Below are 26,120 nucleotides of genomic sequence, written 5' to 3'. Positions count from 1 at the left end.
GCGCCGTCCCGCACGGCGCACCTCACCCGGTCAAACGAGACGCCCCCGCCGACGACGCGGTCGCGTCGTGGACGGGGGCGCCCGGTACGCCTCAGCGCGGGGTGGCGAAGACCTGGGTCCAGTACGGCCCGTTGCTGCTGGCCACGCCGACGCCGATCTCGGTGAACGCGCAGTTGAGGATGTTGGCCCGGTGCCCGGAGCTGTTCATCCAGGCGTCCATCACCGCGGCCGGGGTCTGCTGGTTCCAGGCGACGTTCTCGCCGTAGGTGCGCCAGGTGTAGCCGACCCGCTCGATCCGGTCACCGGCGTCGCTGCCGTCGCTGCCGGTGTGCGACATCTTCTGGTGGTCGGCCTGGTCCTGGCTGTGCCGCTGGGCGGCCAGCATCAGCTTGTCGTCGATGCTCACCTTCCCGCAGCCGGCCTTGGCCCGTTCGGCGTTGACCAGGTCGACGACCTGCTGCGCCTGGCTGCTGACGCCGGGGCTGAGCGAGTTGGTGGTCGACGTGCCGCTGGTGCGGGTGCTCTGCCGGGACGGGGCCGTGGTCCGCTTCGGCGCGGGTGTCGGCTTGACCGTCCGGCTCGGCGACGGGGTCGGGCGGGCGGTGGTCGGCGTGCCGGTGGGGGAGGCGCCGGCGGTGCCGGCCAGCGCGTCGGCGGGGATCCCGGCGTCCGGCGCCAGCGGGGCGGCGGCGACGGTGTCGTCGACGGAGGCCTGGTCGGCCACTGTCTCGTTGCCACCGGCCAGCGCCAGCGCGCCGGCGCCGAGGCTCACCACCAGCGTGGCGGCCGCGGCGGCGCCGCCGAGGACCAGCGGGCGCGGGAAGCGGCTCCGCTGCCGGTGCCGGCCCTGTCCCTCGGCCGACGGCTCGGCGTCGACGGCCCGCAGGCCGCCGGTGGTGTGCCGCCAGTCGGCGGGCGGGGCGAACTCGGGAGCGGGCGCGAACGGGGCGCCGGGCGCGTCCGGGTACCCCGCGGGGTCGAGGTGACCATCCGACGGGCCGGCCGGGGTCCGGTCGGTCCACGCGTACGGCCGGTCGTCCGGTTCGGTACGCCACTGCGTGGTCGGGGCGTCCGCCAGGTCGTCGCCCGGCTGTTCCGGCTCGTCGCCGAAGAGGTACGCCGAGCGCGGCCCGGGGCGGTCGGTCAGCCAGGCCGGCGGCTCGTCGGTGGGCGGTTGCGGGCGCCGGGGGGCGTCGTCCGGGTCGATCGGGTCGGTCCAGCCGTACACGCCTGTCGCCTCCACGGGGTCGGTTGTGGGCCGCGCTGACGCTACGGGTGTGCCCTGAACTGCGGCAACGTGGCTAAGGAAGAGTTAAGGCGATGTCGACTCACGTGGTGACCGTACGCACATTTCCCGGCGTACAGTTAAGGAGTCCGGACAGAGCGTGTCCGAGCCTTACGGCCCCCGGGAAGTGGACAGGGTAGACGTGGAGATGATCTACGGCCTGCGAGAACTTGACGAAGACGGGGGTGTCGGCTCAATATGTAGGTGTCGCCAGTCGCGCCCAGTCATGCCCGGATTATGCCGGGGTGGCAGTCGCGGACAGTTATTGGGCGCGCGTTGGCCGGCCTTTCCGGCAGCGCATATCAAGGAGTCAGCATGGCGAAAGCCCTCTACGGCCACGTAGGCGCAGCGCCCGACCGGCGTCTGCTCGACGAGGTCACCCGTTTGCGGGCCAGGGTTCAGGCACTCGAGTTCGAGATCACCCGGCTGCGTGCCGACAATGATCGGCTCGCCGCGGCCGCCGCGGAGGCCGACGACCTCCTCCGGCTGGCCGAGCCGGCCCTGACCTGATCCACGGGATCCGGAAAAACTGAATCGCACCACCGCGAAAACGCGCGCCGACACTAATGTGCCGGCGCGCAGCTCTGTCTCCCGTGGTTTTCCGCCCGCAATTTCCCGATCTTGTGGGCGTCGACTCCGCCATTCGCCGTCCGGTCCGCGCGCGGTGGCCCTCCCGCGGGGCGGGTCGCGTGCCGACCGGTCGCCGCCGAGGGGTTAGTCTGCGGGTTCACCAGGCTCGCGCAGCCGGCGACGGTACGGCGGCCACCGGACGAGGATCGAGAAGGTGCATCTCAAGAGCCTGACGGTGAAGGGTTTCAAGTCCTTCGCCTCCGCCACGACGCTCAAGCTGGAGCCGGGGATCACCTGCGTGGTCGGCCCGAACGGCTCCGGCAAGTCCAACGTCGTCGACGCCATCGCCTGGGTGCTGGGCGAGCAGGGCGCCAAGGCGCTGCGCGGCGGCAAGATGGAGGACGTCATCTTCGCCGGCACCGCCGGGCGGGCGCCGCTGGGCCGGGCCGAGGTCACCCTCACCATCGACAACACCGACGGCGCCCTGCCGATCGAGTACACCGAGGTCTCCATCACCCGCCGGATGTTCCGCTCCGGCGAGAGCGAGTACGAGATCAACGGCGACTCCTGCCGCCTGCTCGACATCCAGGAACTGCTGTCGGACTCCGGCATCGGCCGGGAGATGCACATCATCGTCGGCCAGGGCCGGCTCGACGGCATGCTGCACGCCAAGCCGGAGGACCGGCGGGCGTTCATCGAGGAGGCGGCCGGCGTCCTCAAGCACCGCAAGCGCAAGGAAAAGGCGCTGCGGAAGCTCGACGCGATGCAAGTAAATCTCAACCGGCTCACCGACCTCACCGCCGAGCTGCGCCGCCAGCTCAAGCCGCTGGGCCGGCAGGCCGAGGTGGCCCGACGGGCCGCCGCCATCCAGGCCAACCTGCGCGACGCCCGGCTGCGGCTGCTCGCCGACGACCTCGCCACCCTGCGCACCACCCTGGACCGGGAGATCGCCGACGAGACCGCGCTGCGCGAGCGGCGCGAGCAGGTCGAGGCCGAACACAGCGAGGTGCAGGCCCGCCTGGGCGAGCTGGAGGCGGCCCTGGCCGAGGACGCGCCGCTGCTCGCCGCCGCCCAGGACACCTGGTACAAGCTCTCCGCCCTGCAGGAACGGTTCCGCTCCATCGAGCAGCTCGCCCGGGAACGGCTGCGCCACCTCAGCGCCACCACCGACGACGAGCGGCCCGGCCGCGACCCGGAGCAGCTGGAGGCCGAGTCGCAGCGGGTCCGCGAGCAGGAGGAGGAGCTGCGCGCGGCGCTCACCGACGACCAGATCCGGCTGGCCGAGGCGGTGGAGCACCGGCAGGAGCTGGAACGGCAACTGGCCGCCGCCGAGCGGGAGCTGGTCGCCGCCGCCAAGGCGATCGCCGACCGCCGGGAGGGCCTGGCCCGGCTCACCGGGCAGGTCAACTCGGCCCGGGCCCGCACCACCAGTGCCGGCGAGGAGATCGAGCGGCTCGCCGCCGCCCACGCCGACGCGCTGGCCCGCGCCGAGAAGGCCCAGGCCGACCTGGACGCGGTGGCCGAACAGTCCACCGAGGCGGACCGGGACAACGCCGAACTCGACGAGCGGCACGCCGAGGCGGTCGCCGTCCACGAGAAGGCCCAGGCCGCCGTGCGCTCCCTCGCCGACGCCGAGCGGGCCGCCGAGAAGGACGCCGCCACCTGGAAGGCCCGCGAGGAGGCGCTCGGCCTCGGCCTGCGCCGCAAGGACGGCGCGGGCGCGCTGCTGGCCCGCGCCGGCGAGGTGCCCGGCCTGCTGGGCAGCCTGGCCGGCCTGCTCACCGTCGCCCCCGGCCACGAGGCGGCCCTCGCCGCCGCCCTCGGCGGGCTCGCCGACGCCGTCGCGGTCAGCGGGGTGGACGAGGCCGTCGAGGCGATGCGGCTGCTGAAGATCTCCGACGCCGGGCGGGCCGGACTACTGGTCGGCAGCCCCGCCGGCCCCGGCATGGACGGCCCGGCCGACGCCCTGCGCCCGAAGCTGCCGGACACCGCCCGCTGGGCGCCCGACCTGGTGGAGTGCGCCGCCGAGATCCGCCCGGCCGTGCACCGGGCGCTGCGCGACGTGGTGCTCGTCGCCGACCTCGCCGCCGCGGCCGAGCTGGTCGCCGGCAACCCGGAGCTGCGCGCGGTCACCCCGGACGGCGACGTGGTCGGGGCGTACGCGGCGGCCGGCGGATCGGCCAAGGCGCCCAGCTACATCGAGGTGCAGGCCGCCGTCGAGGAGGCCCGCACCAACCGGCTCACCGCCGAGCGGACCAGCGCCGAGCTGCGCGACCAGCTGGTCGACGCGCGGGCCGAGGTGACCGCCGCCAAGGAGGCGGTGCAGCACGCCGCCGCCGCCAAGCGGGAGGCGGAGAGCCACCGCAACGCCGCCGCCCGCCGCCTCGCCGAGCTGGGCGCCGCCGCCCGATCCGCGAAGGCGGAGACCGACCGGCTCGGCGAGTCCCGCTCCCGCGCCGAGGCGGCCCGCGAACGCGACCTGCTCGCCCTGGCCGAGCTGGAGGAGCGGCTGCGGCTGGCCGAGGACACCCCGATCGACGCCGAGCCCTCCACCGAGGAGCGGGACCAGCTCGCCGCGATGGTGCCCCGGGCCCGGCAGAACGAGATGGAGGTCCGGCTGGCGGTGCGTACCGCCGAGGAGCGGGTCTCCTCGATCGCCGGCCGGGCCGACTCGCTGGCCCGACAGGCCACCGCCGAGCGGGCGGCGCGCGAACGCGCCGCGGCCCGGCGGGCGGCGCGCATCCGCGGCGCGGCCATCGCCCGGGCCGTGGTGGGCGGCGCCCGCGAGGCGCTCACCCGGCTCACCGCCTCGATCGCCGCGGCCGAGGAGCACCGCGACGCGGTGGCGCGCGAACGCGCCGCCCGCGAGGCCGAACTCCAGGAGGTACGCGGCGCGGCCAAGCGCCTCGGCGCGGAGCTGGAACGGCTGACCAGCCAGGTGCACCGCGACGAGGTGGCCCGCGCCGAGCAGCGGCTGCGCATCGAGCAGTTGGAGGCGAAGGCCGCCGAGGACTTCGGCCTGGACGTGGAGACCCTGGTCGCCGAATACGGCCCGGACCAGCTCGTCCCACCCACCCAGGTCGACGTGGCGACGGCCGAACGCGACGGCCTGCCGGTGCCCGAGCCGGTCCGCTACGAGCGGCCGGTGCAGGAGAAGCGGGCCGCCAAGGCGGAGCGGGAGCTGGCCCTGCTCGGCAAGGTCAACCCGCTCGCGCTGGAGGAGTTCGCCGCGCTGGAGGAGCGCTACAAGTTCCTCTCCGAGCAGCTGGAGGACCTGAAGGCCACCCGGCGGGACCTGCTCACCGTGGTCAAGGACGTCGACGACCGGATCCTGGAGGTCTTCGCCAGCGCCTTCGCAGACACCGCCCGGGAGTTCGAGCAGGTCTTCACCGTGCTCTTCCCCGGCGGCGAGGGCCGGCTGATCCTCACCGACCCGGAGGACCTGCTCACCACCGGCGTCGAGGTGGAGGCCCGCCCGCCGGGCAAGAAGATCAAGCGGCTGTCCCTGCTCTCCGGCGGCGAGCGGTCGCTGACCGCGGTGGCCATGCTGGTGGCGATCTTCCGCGCCCGGCCCAGCCCGTTCTACATCATGGACGAGGTGGAAGCGGCGCTGGACGACGTGAACCTCGGCAGACTGATCACGCTGCTGGCACAGTTGCGGGAGAAGAGCCAGCTGATCGTCATCACGCACCAGAAGCGGACGATGGAGATCGCCGACGCGCTCTACGGCGTGACCATGCGCAGCGGGGTCACCCAGGTGATCAGCCAACGGCTCAACCGGGCCGACGAGGACGAGCGGCCTGGCCGCGGCGAGGAGAACGGGTAGTGGCTCGGGAACGCGCGACGGCGCTCCTGCTGGACTTCGACGGCGTACTGCGCCGGTGGGACCCGGCGGTGGCCGCCGGCGTCGAGCGGGAGTACGGCCTCTCCGAGGGGGTGCTCGGCGAGATCGCCATGCAGTGGGGGCGGCTCCAGCCGGTGCTGACCGGCCGGGTCAGCCACGCCGAGTGGGTGGGCAGCGTGGCGGACGCGCTGACCGATTCGGTCGGCAGCCCGGAACGGGCCCGCGCCGCCGTCGAGCAGTGGCAGCGCTACCGGGGCGAGGTCGACCCGGAGGTGCTGGGGTTCGTCCGGGAGGTCCGCGCGGCCGGCGTCCGGGTCGGGCTGGGCACCAACGCCACCGACCTGCTCGACGCCGACCTCGCCGCGCTCGGCCTGGTCGGCGAGCTGGACGTCGTGGTCAACTCCTCGGTGATCGGCGTGCACAAGCCGGCCAAGGAGTACTTCCAGGCGGCCTGCGAGGCGCTGCAGACCTCGCCGGCCCGGGTGCTCTTCGTCGACGACGAGGACTGGGCGGTCCGCGGCGCCCGCGCCGCCGGACTGTCGGCGCACCGGTGGGGCGGCCCGGCCGACCTGCGCTACCTGCGGGCGGCGCTGGCGTACTGAGGCGCCGCACCCGTTGGCCCCGCTCGGGGAGCAGCTCCTGCCCGCCGGGCGCCGGAACTGACCGGCGCCCGGGCGGCGGGAGGGGTCAGTCGCCGGTCACCCCGTCGAGGCGTTCGCGGATCAGGTCGGCGTGGCCGTTGTGCCGCGCGTACTCCTCGATCATGTGGACGTATACCCAGCGGACGCTGAACTCGTCGGCGCTGCCGTCGCGGCGCGGGCGCGAGAAGGTCTGGTCCAGCGACAGGCCGGCGGCGGCCTTGCGGGCGGCCTCGACCTCGGCGGCGAAGGTGGCGAAGTCGGCCTCCGCGTCGGCGTCGGCGACGGCGTTGAAGTCGGCGTCCGGGTCCTCGTCCGTGCCGTAGATGCCGGCGATGTCCTGCCCGGCGGCCCGGATCCGGAACCACCAGCGCTCCACGTCCGCCATGTGCCGGACCAGCCCGAGCAGAGTCAGCCCGGACGGCTCCACGCTCGGCGTCCTGAGCTGCTCGGCGGCCAGCCCCGCGCACTTGAGCAGCAGCGTCTGCCGGTGGTAGTCGAGCCAGCCCTCCAGCATGGTGCGCTCGTCGCCGACGTACGGTTCGTTGGTCCGGTTGATCTCCGGTGCTCTCCAGGTCATCCCGACATCCTCGTCCTCGGGTGTGACACCGGCGAGTGGTTATCGGCCGCCGGCTCGGGGTGCCCCGCCGGGCGGGTCAGGGCACCACGACGACCGGCCAGCGGCCGGTGCGGACCAGCCGGGTGGCGACGGAGCCGACGAGGCGGTGCCCCGCCTGCTCCGACGCCCCGACCACGACCAGGTCCGCCCGGGTCTCGTCGGCCGCCGCGCACAGCTCGGTGTACGCGTCCCCGCGCCGGCAGAGCAGGGTGACCGGTACGCCGAACTCGTCCGCGCCCCGCCGGCACTCCCGGCGCAGCTCGGCGACCAGCTCGTCGTGGGTGCGCTGCAGCGCACCGGCGTCCACGCCGGGGATCAGCGTGGTGAAGCCGGGCGGCGAGCTGACGAAGACGACGACCAGGGCGGAGCCCTGCCGGCGGGCCAGGCCGGCGGCGTACCAGGCGGCCCGCTCGGCGGTGCGGGTCCCGTCCACCCCGACGAGCACCACCCGCGGCCCGTCCGTGCCGCGCTCGAACGGCAGCGGACGGGTCTGCGGGCCGTACTCCTCGCGGTCCACCGGGGCGCTCACGACGTCACTGCCTGATGCCGGTCCGCACCACGGCGGCCCCGCCGCCGGCGGCGACGGTCGACTCGCGCTCGACCTCGACGGCGAGCGGGTCACCGGTGTGCCGGCGCAGCGGCACCTCCCGGATGAAGCAGACCGCGATCAGGGCGATCAGTCCGAACGGCGCGGCGACCAGGAAGATGTCCCCGGCGCCGTGGCCGTACGCGGACTCGACGACCAGGCGGATCGGGGCGGGCAGCGTGTGCACGTCGGGCAGGATGCCGCCGCTGCCGGAGCCGGTGGCCGGGATGCCCAGGCCGGCCAGCCCGTCGGCGATGTAGTCCTTGACCCGGTGCCCGAGCACCGCGCCGAGCGCCGAGACGCCGATCGCGCCGCCGAGGCTGCGGAAGAAGGCGACGGTCGAGCTGGCGGCGCCGAGTTCGTGCGCGCCGACGGTGTTCTGCACGGCCAGCACGAGGTTCTGCATGGTCATGCCGAGCCCGATGCCGATCAGCGCCATGTAGCCGGCGAGCAGCCAGTACGGGGTGTCGTAGCGCAGCGTGCCCATCAGCGCGAAGCCGAGGGTGAGCAGCGCCGAACCGGCCACCAGGTACCGCTTCCAGCGGCCGGTGTTGGTGATGATCCGGCCGGTGACCGTGGAGGACACCAGCAGGCCGAGGATCATCGGCAGGGTCATCAGGCCGGACATGGTCGGGCTCTCGCCGCGGCTGATCTGGAAGTACTGGCCGAGGAAGACCGACGCGCCGAACATGCCGACGCCGACCGCGATGCTGGCGATGACGGCGAGGGTGATGGTGCGGTTGCGGAACAGGTGCGGCGGGATCATCGGCTCGCTGGCCCGGTGCTCGACCCGGACGGCGAGCACGGCCAGCAGCAGTGCGCCGGCCACCATGGCGGCGGTCTGCCAGGAGAGCCAGGCGTACCGGTCGCCGGCGAGGGTGACCCAGATCAGCAGCAGCGAGACGGCGGCGGTGATCAGGGTGGCACCCCACCAGTCGATCTTCGCCGCCCGCTTGACCACCGGCAGGTGCAGCGTCTTCTGGAGCACGACCAGGGCGAGGATGGCGAACGGCACCCCGACGTAGAAGCACCAGCGCCAGCCGAGCCAGGAGGTGTCGACGATCACGCCGCCGATCAGCGGGCCGCCGATGGTGCCGACGGCCATCACCGCGCCGAGGTAGCCGCTGTAGCGGCCCCGCTCGCGCGGCGAGATCATCGTCGCCATGATCACCTGCGCCAGCGCGGTGAGGCCGCCGGCGCCCACGCCCTGGAGCACCCGGCAGGCGATCAGCTGCCCGGTGGACTGCGAGAGCCCGGCCAGCACGGAGCCCAGCACGAAGATGGTCAGGGAGAGCTGGACCAGGAGCTTCTTGCTGGCCAGGTCGGCGAGCTTGCCCCAGATCGGGGTGGTCGCGGTGGTCGCCAGCAGCGTCGAGGTGACCACCCACGTGTACGCGGACTGGCCACCCTTCAGCTCGGTGATGATCCGCGGCAGCGCGTTCGAGACGACCGTCGAGGAGAGGATGGCGACGAACATGCCCAGCAGCAGGCCGGAGAGGGCCTCCAGGATCTGCCGGTGGGTCATGTCGACGGCGGTCGCCCGGGTGGGCGCTGGCGCCTGGGTCATCGTGACTGCCTCCGGTGGGAGTGGCGAGAAGGGTTGCCTCGGGCAACCGTACGGCTTGGTTGCCTAAAGCAACAACTTGCCGGGCCGGCCCGGTATTCCGCCCGACGGTGGGATCAGAAGGCCTCGTTGAACCGGTGCAGCAGCCGGGCGAACTCCGCCACGTCCCGCCTCGGCCAGCTCTCCATCGTCTTGCGGATCTGCCCCAGCCGGGCCGCCCGCGCCGCGTCGAAGCGCCGGGTGCCCTCCTCGGTGAGGCTGATCAGCGCCGCCCGCCGATCGTCCGGGTCCGGGTCCCGGCGCACCAGGCCGAGCCCCTCCAGGCCGTGGATCTGCCGGCTGAGCGTGCCCTTGCCGATGCCGAGCCGGACGGCCAGGTCGGTCAGCCGGATCGAGCCGGAGCGCCGGAGCCAGAGCAGCAGCCCGTACGCGTTCGGCTCCAGGTTCGGGTGCACCTCCCGGGCGATCTCCCAGGACAGCGCGCGACCCCGGCGCAGCAACGCGGTCAGTTCGTCCTCCACCGCGCGCAGGGTCTCCGGCAGATGCTCTTCCACGGCACAGAGCGTACGGGGCCGGCTCAGGCCGCCGGGGTGAGCCGCTGCCGGGCGACCTCGCGCAGGTGGCCGTCGCTGGTGGTGCCCTCGATCAGCACCTCGGCCTGGCGGCCGGTGTGCGCGAGCGTGGCCACCGCGTTGCCGAAGTACGGCCCGGCCAGCTTCCGCCAGCGGACGCTCGGCCGGCGTACCCCGGCGGAGCGGGCCAGCGCCCGGGTGGCCGCGGCCGGCCCCGGCGACCAGCCCAGCTTCATCAGCGGGCGCATCCCGGCCGGCACCTGGTTGTGGATCGGGGAACAGGTCAACTGGTGCACCGGGGTGCGCACCGACGGGTCGTCGAACCGGGCCCGGGCGACGTACGAGTGGTGCACGTCGCCGGAGAGCACGCTGATCGAGGCCGGCGGCGCGTACGCCGGGCCGGCGCCGACCCGCTCGCCCGGGCTGCCCGGAGCGCCGCTGCCGAGCCGGGCGAAGAGCGCGCCGAGCGCGTCGAAGGAGCGGCTGAACGCGGCCCAGTGCTCCAGGTCACAGGCCCGGCGGATCCGCTCGGAGAGCCCGGCCAGCCACGGCCGGCGGGAGTCGGCGAGCCGCTCGTTCCACGCCTCGACGTGGTGGATCCCCGGCGGCAGCAGCCAGGGCAACGAGGCGCCGACCACCAGGTGGTCGTAGACCCCGTGCGCCCGGTCCAGGAACCAGGACCACTCGCCGGGCGGCAGCATTGCCCGGTTGCCCGGTTGCAGCACCCGGCTGCACCGGTTGTCCAGCATGACCAGCCGGGTCCGGCCCAGGTCGAGGGCGTAGCTCCACTGGTACTGCACGGCCCGCCAGCGCTCGGTGTCGTGCGCCTCGTCGGCCTCGGCGTCCACCCGCTCGCCGAACTCGCGCAGCACGGTGGTGGCGTCCTCGGCGGCGACCACCTTGGCGTAGAGCGGGTCGTCGGCAATCTCGTCCGGGGAGAGGTTGCCCAGGTGCTGGTAGACCCAGTAGGAGGCGAGACCGCTGCGGATCCGCTCGGCCCACCAGGGCTGCTCGCGCAGGTCCGCCCGCCAGGAGGCGGAGGTGTTCCAGTCGTCGATGACCTCGTGGTCGTCGAAGATCATCACGCTCGGCACGGTGGAGAGCAGCCAGCGGATCTCCGGGTCGCGCCACGACTCCAGGTAGAGCTTGGTGTACTCGTCGAAGCTCACCACCTGGTCGGTGGGGGCGTTCTTCGGACGCCGGCGGCGCCGCTTCAGCAGCCGCTTCACCGTGGGCGAGGTCACGTCGGCGTAGACCTGGTCGCCGAGCAGCACCAGCAGGTCGGGCAGGTCGGCCGGGTCCGGGTCGGCCATCAACCGCCGGGCGTACGCGTCGAGCGCGTCCGGGGGCAGCCGCCGGGTGGTGGCGTGCTGGGTGGTCTCCCGGCACGAGCCGAAGAGCAGCCGCACCGGCTGGTCCAGGTCGTCGGCGGCCCGGGTACGGATCACGCTGGGCGGGAAGCCGTCGCGCGGCATCGGCCAGGAGATTTCGCCGTCGACCAGCACCTCGTAGCTGGTGGCGCTGTCCGGAGTGAGCCCCTCGACCACCACGAGCGCGTAGTGGTGGTCGTACGCGGAGAAGGTCGGCGCCGAGCCGGCGGCCCCGTCGGCCGTGCGGACGGTGACCACGGCGGGCGCGCTGGTCTCGACCCAGACGGTGGCCCGCGTGCCGACCACCCGCCGCAGCAGGGGGCCGATGAGCAGGCATGGGGCGGACATGGTGAGACCTCCGAGGTGAGCGGACTTCATCATTACTACCCCGCCGGCGGTCGCACCACTGCTGGCTGTGGCCGAGCCTACCGCCGGAGCCGGCCGACGCCACGGGGTGCGGTCGATGAGACGCCGCCGCCGGCATCTGACAGGATTTCGGCATGACGGAATACCTCCTCGTCGCGCTCGCCCTGCTCGCGGTGCTGATCCTCGGCGGCCTCAGTCTGGTGGTGCCCCGGCTGCGCCGGCGCCCCGAGCCGCCGCTGCCGGAGACCGAGGTCGACACCCGGGCCGAGGAGGACCTGGCGGGTCCGCCCGTCCAGGCGCCCGAGGCCGAACTCACCACCGGCATCCTGGTCGAGCCGCCGGTGATCGTGGCGCCCCCGCTGGAGGTGCCCGAGCCGACCGCCGGCCGGCTGGTCCGGCTGCGCTCCCGGCTGTCCCGCTCGCAGAACGCCTTCGGCAAGGGTCTGCTCGGCCTGCTCAGTCGCGACCACCTCGACGAGGACACCTGGGAGGAGATCGAGGACAGCCTGATCACCGCCGACGTCGGCATCGACGCCACCCGGGAGATCGTCGACCGGCTCCGCGAGCGGACCCGGGTGCTGGGCACCCGCTCCGCCACCGAGCTGCGCGCGCTGCTCGCCGCCGAGCTGGTCAACGCCCTCGACCCGAGCCTGGACCGCGCCCTGCGGACCGCCGGAAAGGACGGCCGGCCGGCGGTGCTGATGGTGGTCGGCGTCAACGGCGCGGGCAAGACCACCACCTGCGGCAAGATCGCCCGGGTGCTGATCGCCGACGGCCGGACGGTCACCCTCGGCGCGGCCGACACCTTCCGGGCCGCCGCCGCCGACCAGCTGGAGACCTGGGGCAGCCGGGTCGGCGCCATCACCGTGCGCGGCGCGGAGCGCGCCGACCCGGCCAGTGTCGCCTTCGACGCCGTCCGCGAGGGCATCGAGGCCGGCACCGACACCGTCCTGATCGACACCGCCGGACGCCTGCAGAACAAGGTCGGCCTGATGGACGAGCTGGGCAAGGTCAAGCGGGTGGTGGAGAAGCACGGCCCGATCGACGAGACACTGCTCGTCCTGGACGCCACCACCGGCCAGAACGGCCTGGAGCAGGCCCGGGTCTTCACCGAGGTGGTCAACGTGACCGGGGTGGTGCTGAGCAAGCTCGACGGGACCGCCAAGGGCGGCATCGTGATCGCCGTGCAGCGCAAGCTCGGCATCCCGGTCAAGCTGGTCGGGCTGGGCGAGGGCGCGGACGACCTGGCCCCGTTCGACCCGGCGCAGTTCGTCGACGCGTTGCTCGGCACCGAGCCGCTCGCCCGGGACGCGTAATCTCGCAGTGACGACTGACGATCGCGCGTTTGCCGGGTGGCGTGACCCACGCCACGCGCCGCCGGCCCTGGGGAGACCGTACGTGACCTCGCAGGAGATCCCGCTGCACGGCGGGAACGTGAGCACCGTGGTCCGGGTCGGCGACACCGTCCGGCGCAACGCCGGCCCGTGGACGCCCTCGGTGCACGCCCTGCTGCGCCACCTGGAGTACGTCGGATTCACCGGCGCGCCCCGCGCGCTGGGCATGGACGAGCGCAACCGGGAGGTCCTGTCGTACCTGGAGGGGGAGTGCGGGGAATATCCGCTCGCCCCGCACTGGGTCACCGACGAGGCGCTGGTGACGGTGGCGACCATGCTGCGGATGTTCCACGACGCGCAGTACGGCTTCGCCCCGCCGCCCGGCGCGGTCTGGCGCTCGTTCGGCCCGCCCCCGCCGGACACCGAGGTGATCTGTCACCACGACGCCGCCCCGCACAACGTCATCTGGCGACCGGACGGCACCCTCGGGCTGATCGACTTCGACCTCGCCTCGCCCGGCGCGCGGATCTACGACGTGGCGTACGCGGCCTGGACCTGGGTGCCGATCTTCTCCGACCGGGACTCGATCACCCTCGGCTGGAAGCGCCCGGACCGGCCGCGCCGGCTGCGGCTCTTCGCCGACGCGTACGGGCTGATCCCGCGCGACCGGCACCGGTTGATCCGGACCATCCGTAAGCGGATCGTCGACCACGTCGAGGGCATCCGCCGGATGGCGTCGGCCGGCGAGCCGGCGTTCGTCCGGATCGTGCACAAGGGCCACCTGCGCCGCCCGATGCGGGATCTGCGGCTGCTCGACTACGAGCGGCACGCCCTGGAGTACGCCCTGCGCTGAGGTCGTCGACCCGGGAGGAGTGGCCGTTGCGCGCGCGACGGCCACTCTCGCCGTTTCGGGGGCGATGATCGACGTTCTTCACACGCCCGAAACAAGCCGTCACGCGTCGGAAATCGAGCGGTGTCGGTGAAGGAAACAGGCGGCGGCCAAGCTTCCCGCCAACCGGCTGACGGGCGATGCTGCCAGGTTCCAGCCGGATGGGAGGACTTCCACACCGAGAGGAGGCAGCGTGGAGATCAACACCGGCAACACCGCCTGGTTGCTCCTGTCGTCTGCGCTCGTGCTGCTCATGACGCCGGGGCTGGCCCTGTTCTACGGGGGGCTCAACCGGTCCAAGGGCGTACTCAACATGATGATGATGAGCTTCTCCGCGATCGGGCTCATCTCCGTACTCTGGGTCATCTACGGCTTCACCCTCGCGTTCGGCACCAACGACAACGCGGGCGTCAACAACGTGATCGGCAGCTTCACCCAGTACCTCGGCACCGAGACCAGCTTCATCGGCGAGGAGTGGCTCTTCCTCGGCGCGGGGACCGGCATCCCCACGTACGTCTTCCTGGTCTTCCAGATGATGTTCGCCGTCATCACGGTGGCCCTGATCAGCGGCGCGGTCTCCGACCGGCTGAAGTTCTCCGGCTGGCTGCTCTTCGCCTTCGCCTGGTTCACGCTGGTCTACATCCCGGTCGCGCACTGGGTGTGGGGTGGCGGCTTCATCGGCGCCAAGATCAAGGCATTGGACTTCGCCGGTGGCACCGCGGTCCACATCAACGCCGGCGCCGCCGCGCTCGGCCTGGTGCTGGTGCTCGGCAAGCGACTCGGCTGGCCCCGGGAGAGCTTCAAACCGCACAACGTCCCACTGGTCGCGCTCGGTGCCGGCCTGCTCTGGTTCGGCTGGTTCGGCTTCAACGCCGGCTCCGAGCTGACCGTCGACGGCACCACCGCGGTGGCCTTCGTCAACACCCAGGTCGCCACTGCCGCCGGCCTGGTCGGCTGGATCATCGTCGAGTGGCTGCGCAACGGGAAGCCGACCCTGGTCGGCGCCTCCTCCGGCGCCGTCGCCGGCCTGGTCGCCATCACCCCGGCCTGCGGCTTCATCGCCCCGCTGCCGTCGGTGCTGCTCGGCCTCGTCGCCGGCGCGGTCTGCGCGGTGGCGGTCGGCCTGAAGTACAAGCTCGGCTTCGACGACTCGCTCGACGTGGTCGGCGTGCACTTCGTCGCCGGCTGGATCGGGTCGCTCTCCATCGGCTTCTTCGCCACCCTCCAGGTCAACTCCGCCATCGAGGGCCTGGGCGCCAGCGAGGGCCTGTTCTACGGCGGCGGGCTGACCCAGCTCGGTCGTCAGGCGCTGGCCAGCGGCATCGTCTCGGTCTACTCCTTCGCGGTGGCCGTGGTGATCGCGCTCGCCGTCAAGGCGCTGATCGGGCTCCGCTCCGACGCGGAGGACGAGGTCGCCGGCATCGACGTGGCCGAGCACGCGGAGAGCGCGTACGACCAGTCGCCGACCACCGGCAGCGCCGGCGGTGGGGCCTTCGCGCTGGCCGGGCTGACCCCGGGCGCCGCGAAGTCGGCCTCGGACTCCGGCGGCGAACCGGCCACCGAGCCGGTCAGCGAGAACGTCGCCGGTTAACGTTCCTGGGATGGAGGGGTTGGACATGAAGCTGGTGACCGCGGTCATCAAGCCGTACCAGCTGGACGCGGTGAAGGAGGCCCTGCACGCCCTCGGCGTGGCCGGCCTGACCGTCAGCGAGGTCCAGGGGTACGGGCGGCAGAAGGGGCACACCGAGGTCTACCGGGGTGCCGAGTACACGGTCGAGTTCCTGCCCAAGATCCGGGTCGAGGTGCTCACCGACGAGATGGACGTCGACAAGATCGTGGATGCGATCGTCGCCGCCGCCCGCACCGGCAAGATCGGCGACGGCAAGGTCTGGGTCACCGGGGTCGAGGAGGTCGTCCGGGTCCGTACCGGCGAGCGCGGCCTCGACGCCCTCTAGGAGCCACCATGACCTCGTTGATCAAGAGGAATGCGTCAGGAAACGCCGACAACGGTGACGCAAACCTCTTGATCAACGAGGTCGGTGGCATCGGGGAGGCGGCGCGGCGGGAGCGGGCGGCGGGATTCGACGCCTGGCTCGGGTCGTTGCTGCCGGGGCGGGACGGGATCGCGCTGGTCGCCGTCGGCGGCCTGGGGCGGCGCCAGTGCGCGCCGCACGGCGACCTCGACCTGGTGCTGCTGCACGCCGGGGTGCCCGGCGTCGACGAGTTCGCCGCGTCGCTGTGGTACCCCATCTGGGACGCCGGCGTGCGGCTCGACCACTCGGTCCGCACCCTCGGCGAGGCGCTCTCGGTGGCCCAGGACGACGTCAAGGTCGCCCTGGCGCTGCTCGACGCGCGCTTCGTCGCCGGCGACCGGGCGCTCGCCGACACGCTCATCCGCACCGCCGCCGACCACTGGCGGCGCACCGCCGTCCGCCGGCTCCCCGCCCTCCGGGAGATCACGGAGAGCCGCTGGCGGACCCACGGCGAGCTGGCCTTCCTGCTCGAGGGAGACCTCAAGGAGGCCGCCGGCGGGCTGCGCGACGTGGGCCTGCTGCGGGCCATCGCCACCGCCGGCATCACCGACGCGCTGCGCCCCGCCGTCCGGGCCGCGCACCTGCGCCTGCTGGACACCCGCGACGCCCTGCACCAGCAGGTCGGCCGCCGAGTCGACCGGCTCCTCGCCCAGGAACGCGACGGCGTGGCCGGGCTGCTCGGCCTGCGCCAGTCCCCGCCCGGCGGCTCCGACGACGCGCAGCAGGCCGCTGCCGTGGTGAGCGACGGTGACGTCCTGCTGCGCCGGGTCGCCGGGGACGCCCGCACGGTCAGCCACGCCCTCGACGACGCCTGGCGCGCCGCCGACCGGTTGCGCTCCGGCCGCCGCCGGGGCGGCGACGGCCGTCCGGTGCGCCGGCCCGTCGCCCGGGACGTCGTCGAGCACGACGGGGAACTGGTGCTGGCCCGCACCGCCATCGGCGCCCGCCCCGACCCGAGCCTGTCGCTGCGGATCGCCGCCGCCGCGGCCACCACCCGGCTGCCGATCGCCCGGGCCACCTGCGAGTGGCTGGCCGCGTACTGCCCGCCGCTGCCCGCGCCCTGGCCGCCGGCCGCCCGCGCCGCGCTGATCACCCTGCTCGGGGCCGGTCCCGGTCTGGTGCCCGCCTGGGAGACCTGCGACCGGTACGGCCTGATCGACGGCTGGCTGCCGGAGTGGACCCGCCTGCGCAGCCTGCCCCAGCACAACCCGGTGCACCGGTTCACCCTCGACCGGCACCTGGTGCAGACCGCGTACGAGGCGAGCCGGCACACCCGCGAGGTGGACCGCCCCGACCTGCTGCTGCTCGGCGCGTTCCTGCACGACATCGGCAAGGGGCTGCCCGGCGACCACAGCACCGTGGGGGCGCCGGTGGCCGAGGCGGTGGCCGCCCGGATCGGCCTGCCCGCGCCCGAGGCGGCGCTGATCGGCACGCTGGTGCGGCTGCACCTGCTCCTGCCCGACGTGGCCACCCGGCGGGACCTCGACGACCCGGTGACCATCGCCGGGGTCGCCGAGCGGGTCGGCGACACCACAACGCTGGACCTGCTGCACGGCCTGGTCCGCGCCGACGCGGCGGCCACCGGGCCGGCCGCCTGGTCGGACTGGAAGGGGCGGCTGGTCGCCGAGCTGGTGGCCCGGGTGCGTACCGCGCTGGACACCGGCGCCCTGCCCGCGCCGCCGGCCCCGGACCCGGCGCTGGTGGCGGGGCCGCTGCCGGTCGTACACCTGACGGAGGACCGGGTGTCGGTGGCCGCGGCGGACCGGCGCGGCCTGCTCGCGACGGTGGCCGGCTGCCTGGCCCTGCACCGGCTGGAGGTACTGGCCGCGGACGCCTCCACGGTCGACGGCCGGGCCCTGGTCGAGTGCCGGGTGCAGCCCCGCTACGGGCTCGCGCCGGACCCGATCGCGCTCAGCACCGACCTGCGTCGCGCCGTCAACGGGGACGTCTCCGTCACCCAGCGGCTGCGCGGCCGCGCGCTCGCGGCGCGGGGGGAGGGGGCCGCGCCGCGAGTGGTGTGGCACCGGGAGGCGGCCACCGACGCGGTGCTGCTGGAGCTGCGCGCCGCCGACGCCGCCGGCCTGCTCTACCGGGTGACCTGCGCCCTCGACGAGGCCGGCGCCCAGGTCCGGGCGGCCCGGATCTCCACCCTCGGCGGCGACGTGGTGGACGCGTTCTACCTGGTGGGCGGCTGGCCCTCCGACGCCGAACGGGCCCGGCTCGAAGCGGCCGTGCTGGCCGCCGTCTGAGCCCTCCCGCTCGGGCCGGAAGCGGTCGAGGGGCGGGGGCGACTACGTCCGGCGGCGTAGTGGCGGAGCCGCCCGCCGGGCGACGTCCGGAAGTCCGCCGGCCGGCACCCTCGGGGCATGGACCTTCCAGTACGCACCCAGGGGCTCACGAAACGGTACGGCGGCCTGACGGCCGTGCGGGACCTGAACCTCACCGTCCGGCCCGGCGAGGTGTACGGCTTCCTCGGGCCCAACGGCGCCGGCAAGACCACCACCCTGCGGATGCTGCTCGGCCTGGTACGCCCCACCGCCGGCACCGTCCGGCTGCTCGGCCGGGCGCCGGGCGCCGGGCGGCTCACCGGTGTGGGCGCGCTGATCGAGGGCCCCGCCTTCTACCCGTACCTCTCCGGTCGGGACAACCTGCGGGTGCTCGCCCGCTACGCGGGGGTCGACGCCGCGCGGGTGGCGGTGGTGCTGGATCTGGTCGACCTGACCGACCGGGCCGGCGACCGGTACGCCGGCTACTCCCTGGGCATGAAGCAGCGCCTCGGGGTCGCCGCCGCGATGCTCAAGGACCCGCGCCTGCTGATTCTGGACGAGCCGACCAACGGCCTCGACCCGGCCGGTATGGCCGACATGCGGACGCTGATCCGCCGGCTCGGCGCGAGCGGCTGCACGGTGCTCTTCTCCAGCCATTTGCTCGGCGAGGTCGAGCAGGTCTGCGACCGGGTCGGGGTGGTCTCCCGGGGCCGGATGATCGCCGAGGGCAGCGTCGCCGACCTGCGCGGCGCGGCGGGCCTGCGGGTGCTGGCCGACCCGCTCGACGACGCCGCTGCGCGGGTCCGCGAGCTGGTCGGCGCGGACCGGGTGCGGGTGGTGGACGGCGGGTTGGACCTCGCCGTCGAGCCGGACCGGGCGGCGTGGCTCAACGCCGCGCTGGTCGGCGCCGGGGTGGCGGTCCGCGAGCTGCGACCCCGGGAGCGTGACCTGGAACAGGTGTTCTTCGACCTCATCGAGAAGGGAACGGCCGATGTCGCGTAGCTGGCGGGCCGAGACGATCAAAATGGTCCGACGGCCGGCGTCCTGGCTGCTGCTGGCCATCACGCTGGTGCTCTCCCTGGTCTTCACCTACCTCTTCCCGTACGCGAGCTACGCCGGCGGCACCGGCGGCCCGAACACCGACCGGACGCTGCCGATGCTGCTGCCCGATCACCTGGTGGGCAACTCCCTCGGCGGGCTGCCGGTCTTCCTCGGCGCCATCGTGCTGATCCACGGTGTGCTCGTGGTCGGTGGCGAGTACGGCTGGGGCACCTGGAAGACGGTGCTCTCCCAGGGCCCGTCCCGGCTGGAGGTGTACGCCGGCAAGCTGCTCGCCCTGGCGGCCGCCGCCCTCGTCGTCGTGCTCTGCGTCTTCGCCCTCGGCGCGGCGTCCAGCGCGCTGATCGCGGTCGCCGAGTCGCAGCCGGTGCGCTGGCCCCCGGTCGGTGACCTGCTCACCGGGATCGGGGCGGGGTGGCTCGTCGCGACGATGTGGGCGATGCTCGGTGCCGTGCTCGCCGTCGCGCTGCGTGCGGTGGCCCTGCCCGTCGGGCTGGGCCTGGTGTGGATGCTCGCCGTGCAGAACCTGCTCGCCGCGATCGCCGCGCCGCTGCTGGACTGGGTGGCCCAGGTGCAGAAGGGCCTGCCCGGGCCCAACGCCGGGTCGCTGGCGGCGGCGCTCGGGGCGCCCGCCGACACCCCCGGGGTCGCGTCCGCGGTCGGTGGCGGGCAGGCGGCGCTGGTGGTGGCGGCCTATCTCGTCGGGTTCGCCGTGGCGGGCGGGTGGTTGCTGCACCGCCGGGACATCGGTTAGACGCGGGGGAGGGACGACATGGACCAGAAGCGTCGCGGTTGGCGGGTGGGTGTCGGCGACAGCGCCCTGGCCCTGGGGTTGCTCGCCTTCGGGCTCGCCGGCACCCGCGGCGCCGCCGCGAGCGAGGGCGTCACCGTCGGCGGCGGGGCCTACGCCCTGGTGGCGGTGGCCGCGCTGGCGCTGGCCGTTCGACGGCGGTGGCCGCTGGTGACGCTCGCGGTCGGCACGCTGGCCGCCACGGTGTACCTGCTGCTCGGCTACCCCTACGGTCCGATCCTGATCTCGTTCTTCGTCGCGGTCTACACGGTCGCCGCGCATCGGCCGTTCCGGCCCGCCGGGACGGCCTGCGGCCTGGCGCTGCTCGTGCTGCTGAGCGGCGTGTTCGTCGGCGTCCGGCCGTGGGGTCCGCTCGGGGCCATGCCGGCGGCGGCGTGGGTGGTGGTGCCGTTCGCGGTCGGTACCACCGTGCGGCTGCTGCGGGAGAGCGCCGCCCGGGACCGCGCGGACGAGGCGCGCCGGCTGGCCGACGGCGAGCGGCTGCGGGTCGCCCGCGAGGTGCACGACGTGGTGGGGCACGGCCTGGCGGCGATCCACCTGCAGGCGGAGATCGCGCTGCACCTGCTGGCGAAGCGGCCGGAGCAGGCCGAGACCGCGTTGCGGGCGATCAGCCGGACCAGCAAGGAGGCCCTGGACGAGCTGCGGGTGACGCTCACCGTGGTCCGCCGGGACGAGGCGGACGCGCAGCGGGCCCCGGCCCCGGGGCTGGACCAGGTGCCGCAGCTGCGCGACCGGCTGGCCGGCGCCGGGGTCCCGGTCACCGTGACGGTCGACGGGGAGCCCCGCCCGCTGCCCGTGGCGGTCGACCTGGCCGCGTACCGGGTGGTGCAGGAGTCGTTGACCAACGTGCTGCGCCACGCCGGGCAGGCCAGCGCCGCGGTCCGGCTCCGGTACTCACCCGCCGAGGTCGCGGTGGAGGTGACCGACACCGGCCGGGGCGCGCCGGCCGGGCCCGGGCCGGGCGGCGGGTTTGGGCTGGCCGGGATGCGGGAGCGGGTCACCGCGCTCGGTGGCGCGTTCACCGCCGGGCCGGTCGCCGGCGGCGGTTTCCGGGTGTACGCGACGTTGCCGGTGAAGGAGGCTTCATGATCAAGGTGTTGCTCGCCGACGACCAGGACCTGATCCGGATCGGGCTGCGGGCCCTGGTGGAGAGCGAGGGCGACCTGACCGTGGTCGGCGAGGCCGCCGACGGGCTGCGCGCCGTGGAGCTGGCCCGCGCCGAGCGCCCGGACGTGGTGCTGATGGACGTCCGGATGCCGGGCGTGGACGGCATCGAGGCGACCCGGCGGATCGTCGCCGACCCGGCGCTGGCCGGCACCCGGGTGGTCGTGCTGACCACCTTCGAGCTCGACGAGTACGTCTTCGACGCGCTGCGGCACGGGGCGAGCGGCTTCCTGACCAAGGACACCCCGCCGGCGGAGCTGCTGCGGGCGATCCGCGTGGTGGCCGAGGGGGAGGCGCTGCTGTCGCCCTCGGTGACCCGCCGGGTGGTCCGGGAGTACGCCGCCCGGCCGGCCCGGGTGCCCCGCCCGCACCCCCGGCTGGACACCCTCACCGAGCGGGAGCGGGAGGTGGTAAGCCTGGTCGGCGAGGGGCTCAGCAACGCCGAGATCGCCGACCGGCTGGTGGTCAGCCCGGCCACCGCGCGTACCCATGTCAGCCGGGCGATGGTCAAGCTGGCCGCCCGGGACCGGGCCCAGCTGGTGGTCTTCGCGTACCAGTCGGGGCTGGTCGACACGTGATCGTCCGGCGGTCCGGGCCGGCGGGCCGGCCGCCAGGGGCGGGCGGCCGTGGTGGCCGCGGGCGCGCGGAAGATCGCGACCGGGCCGGCCGGGTCTGCGCTGCCAGGGCCCGACCCGGCCGCTGCGGGCCGGGCCGGTGGCGGTGGCCGGGCGGGAGCGCGGGTGCGGGCGGCGGGCTACCCTAGCGGTGGCCGGCTGGTACATGCCGGTCGCGTTGTGCCCGCCGTAACACTGACAAACGGGATGTTCGCGTGTTTGACACCTTGAGTGACCGCCTGACCGGGATCTTCACCAAGCTCCGCGGCAAGGGTCGGCTCACCGACGCCGACATCGACGCCACCGCGCGCGAGATCCGCATGGCGTTGCTGGAGGCGGACGTCGCGCTGCCCGTGGTCAAGGGCTTCATCGCCAAGCTCAAGGAGCGGGCCCGCGGCGCGGAGGTCTCCGAGGCGCTCAACCCGGCGCAGCAGATCGTCAAGATCGTCAACGAGGAGCTGATCAACGTCCTCGGCGGCGAGGGGCGGCGACTCCAGTTCGCCAAGCAGCCGCCGACCGTGATCATGCTGGCCGGCCTCCAGGGTTCCGGTAAGACCACCCTCGCCGGCAAGCTGGCCCGCTGGCTCAAGGCCCAGGGTCACCAGCCGCTGCTGGTCGCCGCCGACCTCCAGCGCCCCAACGCCGTCGGGCAGCTCCAGGTGCTCGGTGGCCGCGCCGGCGTCGAGGTGTACGCCCCGGAGCCCGGCAACGGCACCGGCGACCCGGTGCAGGTCGCGCGCGCCTCGATCGAGCACGCCCGGCGGGCCGCCCGGGACATCGTCATCGTCGACACCGCCGGCCGCCTCGGCATCGACGCCGAGATGATGCAGCAGGCCGCCGACATCCGCGACGCGGTCGACCCGGACGAGGTCATCTTCGTCATCGACGCGATGGTCGGTCAGGACGCGGTCCGCACCGCCGAGGCGTTCCGCGACGGCGTCGGGATCACCGGCGTGGTGCTGGCGAAGCTCGACGGCGACGCGCGCGGTGGCGCCGCGCTGTCGGTCCGGGAGGTCACCGGGCAGCCGATCCTCTTCGCCTCCACCGGCGAGAAGCTGGAGGACTTCGACGTCTTCCACCCCGACCGGATGGCCAGCCGGATCCTCGGCATGGGCGACGTCCTCACTCTGATCGAGCAGGCCGAGCAGGCCTTCGACACCGATCAGAAGGAGAAGATGACCGCCAAGCTGATGGGCGGCGAGCAGTTCACCCTGGACGACTTCCTCGACCAGCTCATCGCGGTCCGCCGGATGGGCCCGATCGCCAACGTGCTGGCCATGATGCCCGGCATGGGGCAGATGAAGGACCAGCTCGCCGAGCTGGACGACAAGCACTTCGACCGGGTCACCGCGATCATCCGGTCGATGACCCCGGGCGAGCGCACCAACCCGAAGATCATCAACGGCTCCCGCCGGGCCCGCATCGCCAATGGCTCCGGCGTCGCCGTGATGGACGTCAACCAGCTGCTCAACCGCTTCGCCGACGCGCAGAAGATGATGAAGCAGATGGGCGGCATGATGGGCCTGCCCGGCGCGGGCCGGCGCAAGGCGACCAAGTCGCCGAAGAACAAGCGCAAGGGCACCAAGGGTGGCGGTCGGCCGCGTACCGGGGCGGGCGCCGGGCTGCCGGGCGGCTTCCCGGGCGGCATGCCGCAGCTCCCGCCGGGGCTGGACCCGGGCGACCTGGCCGGCGGTCAGGGCCTGCCGCCGGGCTTCAAGCTCCCGAAGATCGACTTCAACAAGCTCGGCAAGGGCGACAACCGCCCGCGCTGACGCGTGTCGGTGGCGGTGGGCGACGTGGCCAGCACTTAGGGTCATGTCGCCCCCTGGAAGGAGGAGTCATGACCGTGGCGCCAATCCTGCCCGAGCGATCGGAGTGGACGGTCGACGACCTCGGCGACCTGCCGAAGGACCTTCCGTATGAGTTGATCAACGGAAGGTTGATCTTGCCGTCCCCCACCGCGCTCCATCAGGACCTCTGTGTCCGGATCCTGCTTGCCCTTGAGATCAACTGTCCGCCCGAGTACCTGGTCAGCATCGACCTCTCCATGCGGGTCGACCGGCGCAACGAGCCGCGGCCGGACGTGGTCGCTATCCGCCGGGAGCACGCCGACCGTAGCCCCGTGCCGGTGGAGGACGCGCTGCTCGCCGTCGAGGTGATCTCCCCGACCTCGGTCTTCCGCGACATGTACGACAAGGCGCGGGTCTACGCCCACGCCGGTGTGCAGACCTACTGGGTGGTCGACCCGCTGCGCGAGCGGATGACGCTGACGGAGTTCGTCCTCGGCCCCAAGGGCGAGTACGAGGCCGTCGCGCACACCGACGACGTCTTCGTCACCGAGCGCCCGTGGAAGGTCTCGGTCGACCTCCCGGCGCTGACCGCGCGGCGCGCGGGACTCCTTGCACGCGAGGGGGAGTAGACCGTACCGGCCGGGTCGGCCGGGCGGCGGTCGGTACCGCCACCCGGCCCCGGGTCACCGGTCCCGCGACCGCTTCGGTGGACGCTGACCCAGCAGACTCTCCCGCCGCGCCTCCTTGTGCTCGGCGCGGCGTCGCTGCCGCGGCGTCAGCTCCGGCCGGCCACTCTGCCGCAGGTAGTTGGGCACCCGTCGGTCGTTCGGAATCGGCATGCTCATCGCGCGACCTCCTGGTCGGGGTGGACGGCGAGGGGGATGTCCCGCAGCACGGGCACCTCCTGCCGTTGTGGCTCCCGGGTCAGGGTCGCGGTGAGCCGCTCCGAGCTGACCTTCAGGTACGGCGGTTCTTCGCCCTCGGCGTGCTCGGCCAGGGCGATGGCGACCGGCGGGCGGCACTGCCGGTCCGGGCGCACCTGGATGGTCTGCCCCGGCTGGACCAGGTACGACGGCCGGTTGACCTTGCCACCGTCGACGGTGAAGGTGTTGTGGGCGACAAGGTCCCGCGCGGCGTCGACCGAGGGCGCGAAGCCGGCCCGGTGCACCAGCGCGTCGATCCGCTGTTCCAACTGCCCGACCAGGTTCTCCGTGGCGTCGCCCGGCTGCCGGCCGGCCGTCACCACCGCGCGGGCCAACTGCCGCATGCGCAGCTCGTACGCCGCCCGGACCTGCCGCTCGTCGTTGTCGCTCAGCTGGAACCCGCGCGGGGCACGCCGCGGCCCGCCGCGGACGCCGATCGGGTGCCGCTGGCGGCGCAGCAGGTACCCGTACGCCGGGTGCAGCGGGAACTGGTCCGTGGGCGAGGGACGTACCGTCGTCCGGACAGACATCTTTCCTCCCTGACCTCTCGGGGTCCGACCACCGTCCACCGGCACCGGGTGAGGCCGCCCCACCCCATCCGGGTGAGCCTGCCGGGGTGACCGCCGGGGCGACTCCGGCCCGGCGCGGCACGGCGGGGGGTGATCCGGTAGGACTGTGCACATGGCTCTGCATGTGCGCGGTGTGCTCCTGCCGGACGACGAGGTCCGGGATCTCTGGCTGGTCGGCGACCGGGTCACCTTCGAACCGGTGCCCGGCGCCGAGACCGTGGTGGACGGCGGGTACGTGCTGCCCGGTCTGGTCGACGCGCACTGCCACATCGGCATCGCCCGGGGCGGTTCTCCGATCACCTCGCTCGACCAGGCCCGGGAGCTGGCCCGGATCGACCGGGACGCCGGGGTGCTCGCCATCCGGGACGCCGGATCGCCGTACCCGTACCCGGAACTCGACGACGAGCCGGACCTGCCGCGACTGGCCCGCGCCGGGCGGCACGTCGCCCCGCCGAAGCGCTACCTGCGCGACATCGGCGTGGAGGTCGGCGCGGCGGAGGTGGCCGCGACGGTGGCGGCCCAGGCCGCCGCCGGCAACGGCTGGGTCAAGCTGGTCGGTGACTGGATCGACCGGGGCGTCGGCGACCTCGCGCCGTCCTGGGACGCCGACACGATGACCGCGGCCGTCGCGTCCGCGCACGCCGCCGGGGCCCGTGCCGCCGTGCACACCTTCTCCGAGTCGGCGGTGGAGATCATGGTGCGCGCCGGGGTGGACTCGGTGGAGCACGGCACCGGCCTGAGCCTCGACCTGATCGACCTGATGGCCCGGCAGGGCACCGCGCTGATCCCCACGATGATCAACATTCGGACCTTCGGCGGCATCGCCGACCAGGCCCGGGCCAGGTTCCCCGGGTACGCCGACCACATGCTCACCCTGCGCGACCGGTTCCCGGAGGTGGTCCGGGCCGCGTACGAGGCCGGCGTGCCGATCTACGTCGGCACCGACGCGGGCGGCGGCATCGACCACGGGCTGGCCGCCGAGGAGATGCTGCTCCTGCACGAGCAGGCCGGCATGTCCGCGACGGACGTCCTCGCCGCCGCCTCCTGGGGGGCCCGCGCCTGGCTCGGCTTCCCCGGCCTGGTCGAGGGCGGCCTCGCCGACCTCACCGTCTACCCCGAGGACCCCCGCCGCGACCTGCGCGTCGTCCGCACCCCCTCCCGCACCATCCTCCGCGGCCACCCCCTCCCCTGACCCCGCCCCCCCGCCCCCGCCCCGCCCCCGCCCCCGCCCCCGCCCCCGCCCCCGCCCGGCC

At 73.9% G+C, this 26,120-nt stretch carries 23 protein-coding genes; 15 read left to right on the top strand and 8 right to left on the bottom strand.

Translation table 11 applies throughout. The annotated features are described in order from the left end of the window. Nucleotides 1-91: 91 nt before the first annotated feature. On the bottom strand, nucleotides 92-1,243 hold the full coding sequence (locus GA0074696_RS26060) for a CAP domain-containing protein (RefSeq protein WP_172894441.1): 1,152 nt from the start codon (nucleotides 1,241-1,243) through the stop codon (nucleotides 92-94). A 357-nt stretch (nucleotides 1,244-1,600) separates the two neighbouring features. Between GA0074696_RS26060 and GA0074696_RS26055 the strand changes: the two genes are divergently transcribed. The 3 genes from GA0074696_RS26055 (at nucleotide 1,601) to GA0074696_RS26045 (ending at nucleotide 6,301) form a co-directional block, all read left to right on the top strand. Continuing rightward, complete coding sequence (locus GA0074696_RS26055) at nucleotides 1,601-1,795, top strand: hypothetical protein (RefSeq protein WP_007456482.1); 195 nt, start codon at nucleotides 1,601-1,603, stop codon at nucleotides 1,793-1,795. 274 nt (nucleotides 1,796-2,069) lie between these two features. Then, nucleotides 2,070-5,681: a chromosome segregation protein SMC gene (gene smc / locus GA0074696_RS26050; RefSeq protein ID WP_088963519.1), complete on the top strand. Its 3,612-nt coding sequence runs from the start codon at nucleotides 2,070-2,072 to the stop codon at nucleotides 5,679-5,681. Further along, nucleotides 5,681-6,301, top strand: a complete 621-nt coding sequence (locus GA0074696_RS26045; RefSeq protein ID WP_088963518.1) for an HAD family hydrolase — start codon at nucleotides 5,681-5,683, stop codon at nucleotides 6,299-6,301. Before smc ends, GA0074696_RS26045 begins: the two co-directional genes overlap by 1 nt. 85 nt (nucleotides 6,302-6,386) lie before the next feature. Here GA0074696_RS26045 and GA0074696_RS26040 read toward each other — a convergent pair whose 3' ends face one another. The 5 genes from GA0074696_RS26040 to GA0074696_RS26020 form a co-directional block, all read right to left on the bottom strand. Beyond that, nucleotides 6,387-6,917, bottom strand: coding sequence for a DinB family protein (locus GA0074696_RS26040; RefSeq protein ID WP_088963517.1), 531 nt, complete (start codon nucleotides 6,915-6,917; stop codon nucleotides 6,387-6,389). A gap of 76 nt (nucleotides 6,918-6,993) precedes the next feature. Next, nucleotides 6,994-7,485 carry a universal stress protein gene (locus tag GA0074696_RS26035; protein WP_197700784.1) on the bottom strand — a complete coding sequence of 164 codons (492 nt, stop codon included), beginning with the start codon at nucleotides 7,483-7,485 and terminating at the stop codon, nucleotides 6,994-6,996. Nucleotides 7,486-7,489: 4 nt separating this feature from the next. Continuing rightward, nucleotides 7,490-9,109, bottom strand: coding sequence for an MDR family MFS transporter (locus tag GA0074696_RS26030; RefSeq protein WP_088963516.1), 1,620 nt, complete (start codon nucleotides 9,107-9,109; stop codon nucleotides 7,490-7,492). Between the two features lie 113 nt (nucleotides 9,110-9,222). Beyond that, nucleotides 9,223-9,660, bottom strand: a complete 438-nt coding sequence (locus GA0074696_RS26025; RefSeq protein WP_231925155.1) for a MarR family winged helix-turn-helix transcriptional regulator — start codon at nucleotides 9,658-9,660, stop codon at nucleotides 9,223-9,225. Between the two features lie 23 nt (nucleotides 9,661-9,683). Next, on the bottom strand, nucleotides 9,684-11,396 hold the full coding sequence (locus GA0074696_RS26020; RefSeq protein WP_088963515.1) for an alkaline phosphatase D family protein: 1,713 nt from the start codon (nucleotides 11,394-11,396) through the stop codon (nucleotides 9,684-9,686). Between the two features lie 152 nt (nucleotides 11,397-11,548). On the opposite strand from GA0074696_RS26020, the gene ftsY reads away from it, so the two are divergent. The 11 genes from ftsY to GA0074696_RS25965 all read left to right on the top strand — a co-directional run bounded on the left by ftsY (nucleotide 11,549) and on the right by GA0074696_RS25965 (nucleotide 24,004). Beyond that, a complete protein-coding gene (ftsY, locus tag GA0074696_RS26015) occupies nucleotides 11,549-12,730 on the top strand; it encodes a signal recognition particle-docking protein FtsY (protein ID WP_088963514.1) in 1,182 nt (393 codons plus the stop codon). 7 nt (nucleotides 12,731-12,737) lie between these two features. Continuing rightward, entirely contained in the window at nucleotides 12,738-13,601 is an 864-nt protein-coding gene (locus GA0074696_RS26010) for an aminoglycoside phosphotransferase family protein (RefSeq protein ID WP_172894439.1), read from the top strand. Nucleotides 13,602-13,830: 229 nt separating this feature from the next. Further along, nucleotides 13,831-15,228 carry an ammonium transporter gene (locus tag GA0074696_RS26005; RefSeq protein WP_088963512.1) on the top strand — a complete coding sequence of 466 codons (1,398 nt, stop codon included), beginning with the start codon at nucleotides 13,831-13,833 and terminating at the stop codon, nucleotides 15,226-15,228. Nucleotides 15,229-15,253: 25 nt separating this feature from the next. Continuing rightward, nucleotides 15,254-15,592 carry a P-II family nitrogen regulator gene (locus tag GA0074696_RS26000; protein WP_170285500.1) on the top strand — a complete coding sequence of 113 codons (339 nt, stop codon included), beginning with the start codon at nucleotides 15,254-15,256 and terminating at the stop codon, nucleotides 15,590-15,592. An 8-nt stretch (nucleotides 15,593-15,600) separates the two neighbouring features. Continuing rightward, complete coding sequence (locus GA0074696_RS25995) at nucleotides 15,601-17,919, top strand: [protein-PII] uridylyltransferase (RefSeq protein WP_088963510.1); 2,319 nt, start codon at nucleotides 15,601-15,603, stop codon at nucleotides 17,917-17,919. Nucleotides 17,920-18,036: 117 nt separating this feature from the next. Next, nucleotides 18,037-18,939 (top strand): ABC transporter ATP-binding protein, encoded by a 903-nt coding sequence (locus tag GA0074696_RS25990; RefSeq protein WP_088963509.1) that lies wholly within the window; start codon nucleotides 18,037-18,039, stop codon nucleotides 18,937-18,939. Further along, nucleotides 18,929-19,750, top strand: coding sequence for an ABC transporter permease subunit (locus tag GA0074696_RS25985; RefSeq protein ID WP_088963508.1), 822 nt, complete (start codon nucleotides 18,929-18,931; stop codon nucleotides 19,748-19,750). Before GA0074696_RS25990 ends, GA0074696_RS25985 begins: the two co-directional genes overlap by 11 nt. 18 nt (nucleotides 19,751-19,768) lie before the next feature. Beyond that, nucleotides 19,769-20,896: a sensor histidine kinase gene (locus tag GA0074696_RS25980; RefSeq protein ID WP_088963507.1), complete on the top strand. Its 1,128-nt coding sequence runs from the start codon at nucleotides 19,769-19,771 to the stop codon at nucleotides 20,894-20,896. Beyond that, nucleotides 20,893-21,549 (top strand): response regulator transcription factor, encoded by a 657-nt coding sequence (locus tag GA0074696_RS25975; protein ID WP_088963506.1) that lies wholly within the window; start codon nucleotides 20,893-20,895, stop codon nucleotides 21,547-21,549. The genes GA0074696_RS25980 and GA0074696_RS25975 overlap by 4 nt, the downstream gene beginning before the upstream one ends. Before the next feature lie 251 nt (nucleotides 21,550-21,800). Further along, the gene (gene ffh / locus GA0074696_RS25970) at nucleotides 21,801-23,357 is read left to right on the top strand and encodes a signal recognition particle protein (RefSeq protein ID WP_088963505.1); all 1,557 of its coding nucleotides are present in this window, start codon (nucleotides 21,801-21,803) and stop codon (nucleotides 23,355-23,357) included. 68 nt (nucleotides 23,358-23,425) lie between these two features. Next, complete coding sequence (locus GA0074696_RS25965; protein ID WP_088963504.1) at nucleotides 23,426-24,004, top strand: Uma2 family endonuclease; 579 nt, start codon at nucleotides 23,426-23,428, stop codon at nucleotides 24,002-24,004. 54 nt (nucleotides 24,005-24,058) lie between these two features. On the opposite strand, the gene GA0074696_RS30975 is transcribed toward GA0074696_RS25965, so the two are convergent. Both GA0074696_RS30975 and rpsD read right to left on the bottom strand, forming a co-directional pair. Then, the gene (locus GA0074696_RS30975; RefSeq protein WP_157746114.1) at nucleotides 24,059-24,220 is read right to left on the bottom strand and encodes a hypothetical protein; all 162 of its coding nucleotides are present in this window, start codon (nucleotides 24,218-24,220) and stop codon (nucleotides 24,059-24,061) included. Beyond that, nucleotides 24,217-24,828, bottom strand: a complete 612-nt coding sequence (gene rpsD, locus GA0074696_RS25960) for a 30S ribosomal protein S4 (protein WP_157746113.1) — start codon at nucleotides 24,826-24,828, stop codon at nucleotides 24,217-24,219. Before rpsD ends, GA0074696_RS30975 begins: the two co-directional genes overlap by 4 nt. Before the next feature lie 151 nt (nucleotides 24,829-24,979). Between rpsD and GA0074696_RS25955 the strand changes: the two genes are divergently transcribed. Beyond that, on the top strand, nucleotides 24,980-26,059 hold the full coding sequence (locus tag GA0074696_RS25955; protein WP_088963502.1) for an amidohydrolase family protein: 1,080 nt from the start codon (nucleotides 24,980-24,982) through the stop codon (nucleotides 26,057-26,059). Nucleotides 26,060-26,120 lie beyond the last annotated feature (61 nt).

The sequence above is a fragment of the Micromonospora purpureochromogenes genome, from assembly GCF_900091515.1.
Lineage (GTDB): Bacteria > Actinomycetota > Actinomycetes > Mycobacteriales > Micromonosporaceae > Micromonospora > Micromonospora purpureochromogenes.
This window is presented reverse-complemented; position numbering and strand designations above follow the sequence as displayed.

Coding starts and splice junctions, on each gene's coding strand:
- GA0074696_RS26055 (WP_007456482.1), top strand. CDS start 1,601: ATGGCGAAAGCCCTCTACGGCCACGTAGGCGCAGCGCCCGACCGGCGT.
- GA0074696_RS26040 (WP_088963517.1), bottom strand. CDS start 6,917: ATGACCTGGAGAGCACCGGAGATCAACCGGACCAACGAACCGTACGTC.
- GA0074696_RS26030 (WP_088963516.1), bottom strand. CDS start 9,109: ATGACCCAGGCGCCAGCGCCCACCCGGGCGACCGCCGTCGACATGACC.
- GA0074696_RS26020 (WP_088963515.1), bottom strand. CDS start 11,396: ATGTCCGCCCCATGCCTGCTCATCGGCCCCCTGCTGCGGCGGGTGGTC.
- ftsY (WP_088963514.1), top strand. CDS start 11,549: ATGACGGAATACCTCCTCGTCGCGCTCGCCCTGCTCGCGGTGCTGATC.
- GA0074696_RS26000 (WP_170285500.1), top strand. CDS start 15,254: ATGAAGCTGGTGACCGCGGTCATCAAGCCGTACCAGCTGGACGCGGTG.
- GA0074696_RS25995 (WP_088963510.1), top strand. CDS start 15,601: ATGACCTCGTTGATCAAGAGGAATGCGTCAGGAAACGCCGACAACGGT.
- GA0074696_RS25990 (WP_088963509.1), top strand. CDS start 18,037: ATGGACCTTCCAGTACGCACCCAGGGGCTCACGAAACGGTACGGCGGC.
- GA0074696_RS25985 (WP_088963508.1), top strand. CDS start 18,929: ATGTCGCGTAGCTGGCGGGCCGAGACGATCAAAATGGTCCGACGGCCG.
- GA0074696_RS25980 (WP_088963507.1), top strand. CDS start 19,769: ATGGACCAGAAGCGTCGCGGTTGGCGGGTGGGTGTCGGCGACAGCGCC.
- GA0074696_RS25975 (WP_088963506.1), top strand. CDS start 20,893: ATGATCAAGGTGTTGCTCGCCGACGACCAGGACCTGATCCGGATCGGG.
- GA0074696_RS25965 (WP_088963504.1), top strand. CDS start 23,426: ATGACCGTGGCGCCAATCCTGCCCGAGCGATCGGAGTGGACGGTCGAC.
- GA0074696_RS30975 (WP_157746114.1), bottom strand. CDS start 24,220: ATGAGCATGCCGATTCCGAACGACCGACGGGTGCCCAACTACCTGCGG.
- rpsD (WP_157746113.1), bottom strand. CDS start 24,828: ATGTCTGTCCGGACGACGGTACGTCCCTCGCCCACGGACCAGTTCCCG.
- GA0074696_RS25955 (WP_088963502.1), top strand. CDS start 24,980: ATGGCTCTGCATGTGCGCGGTGTGCTCCTGCCGGACGACGAGGTCCGG.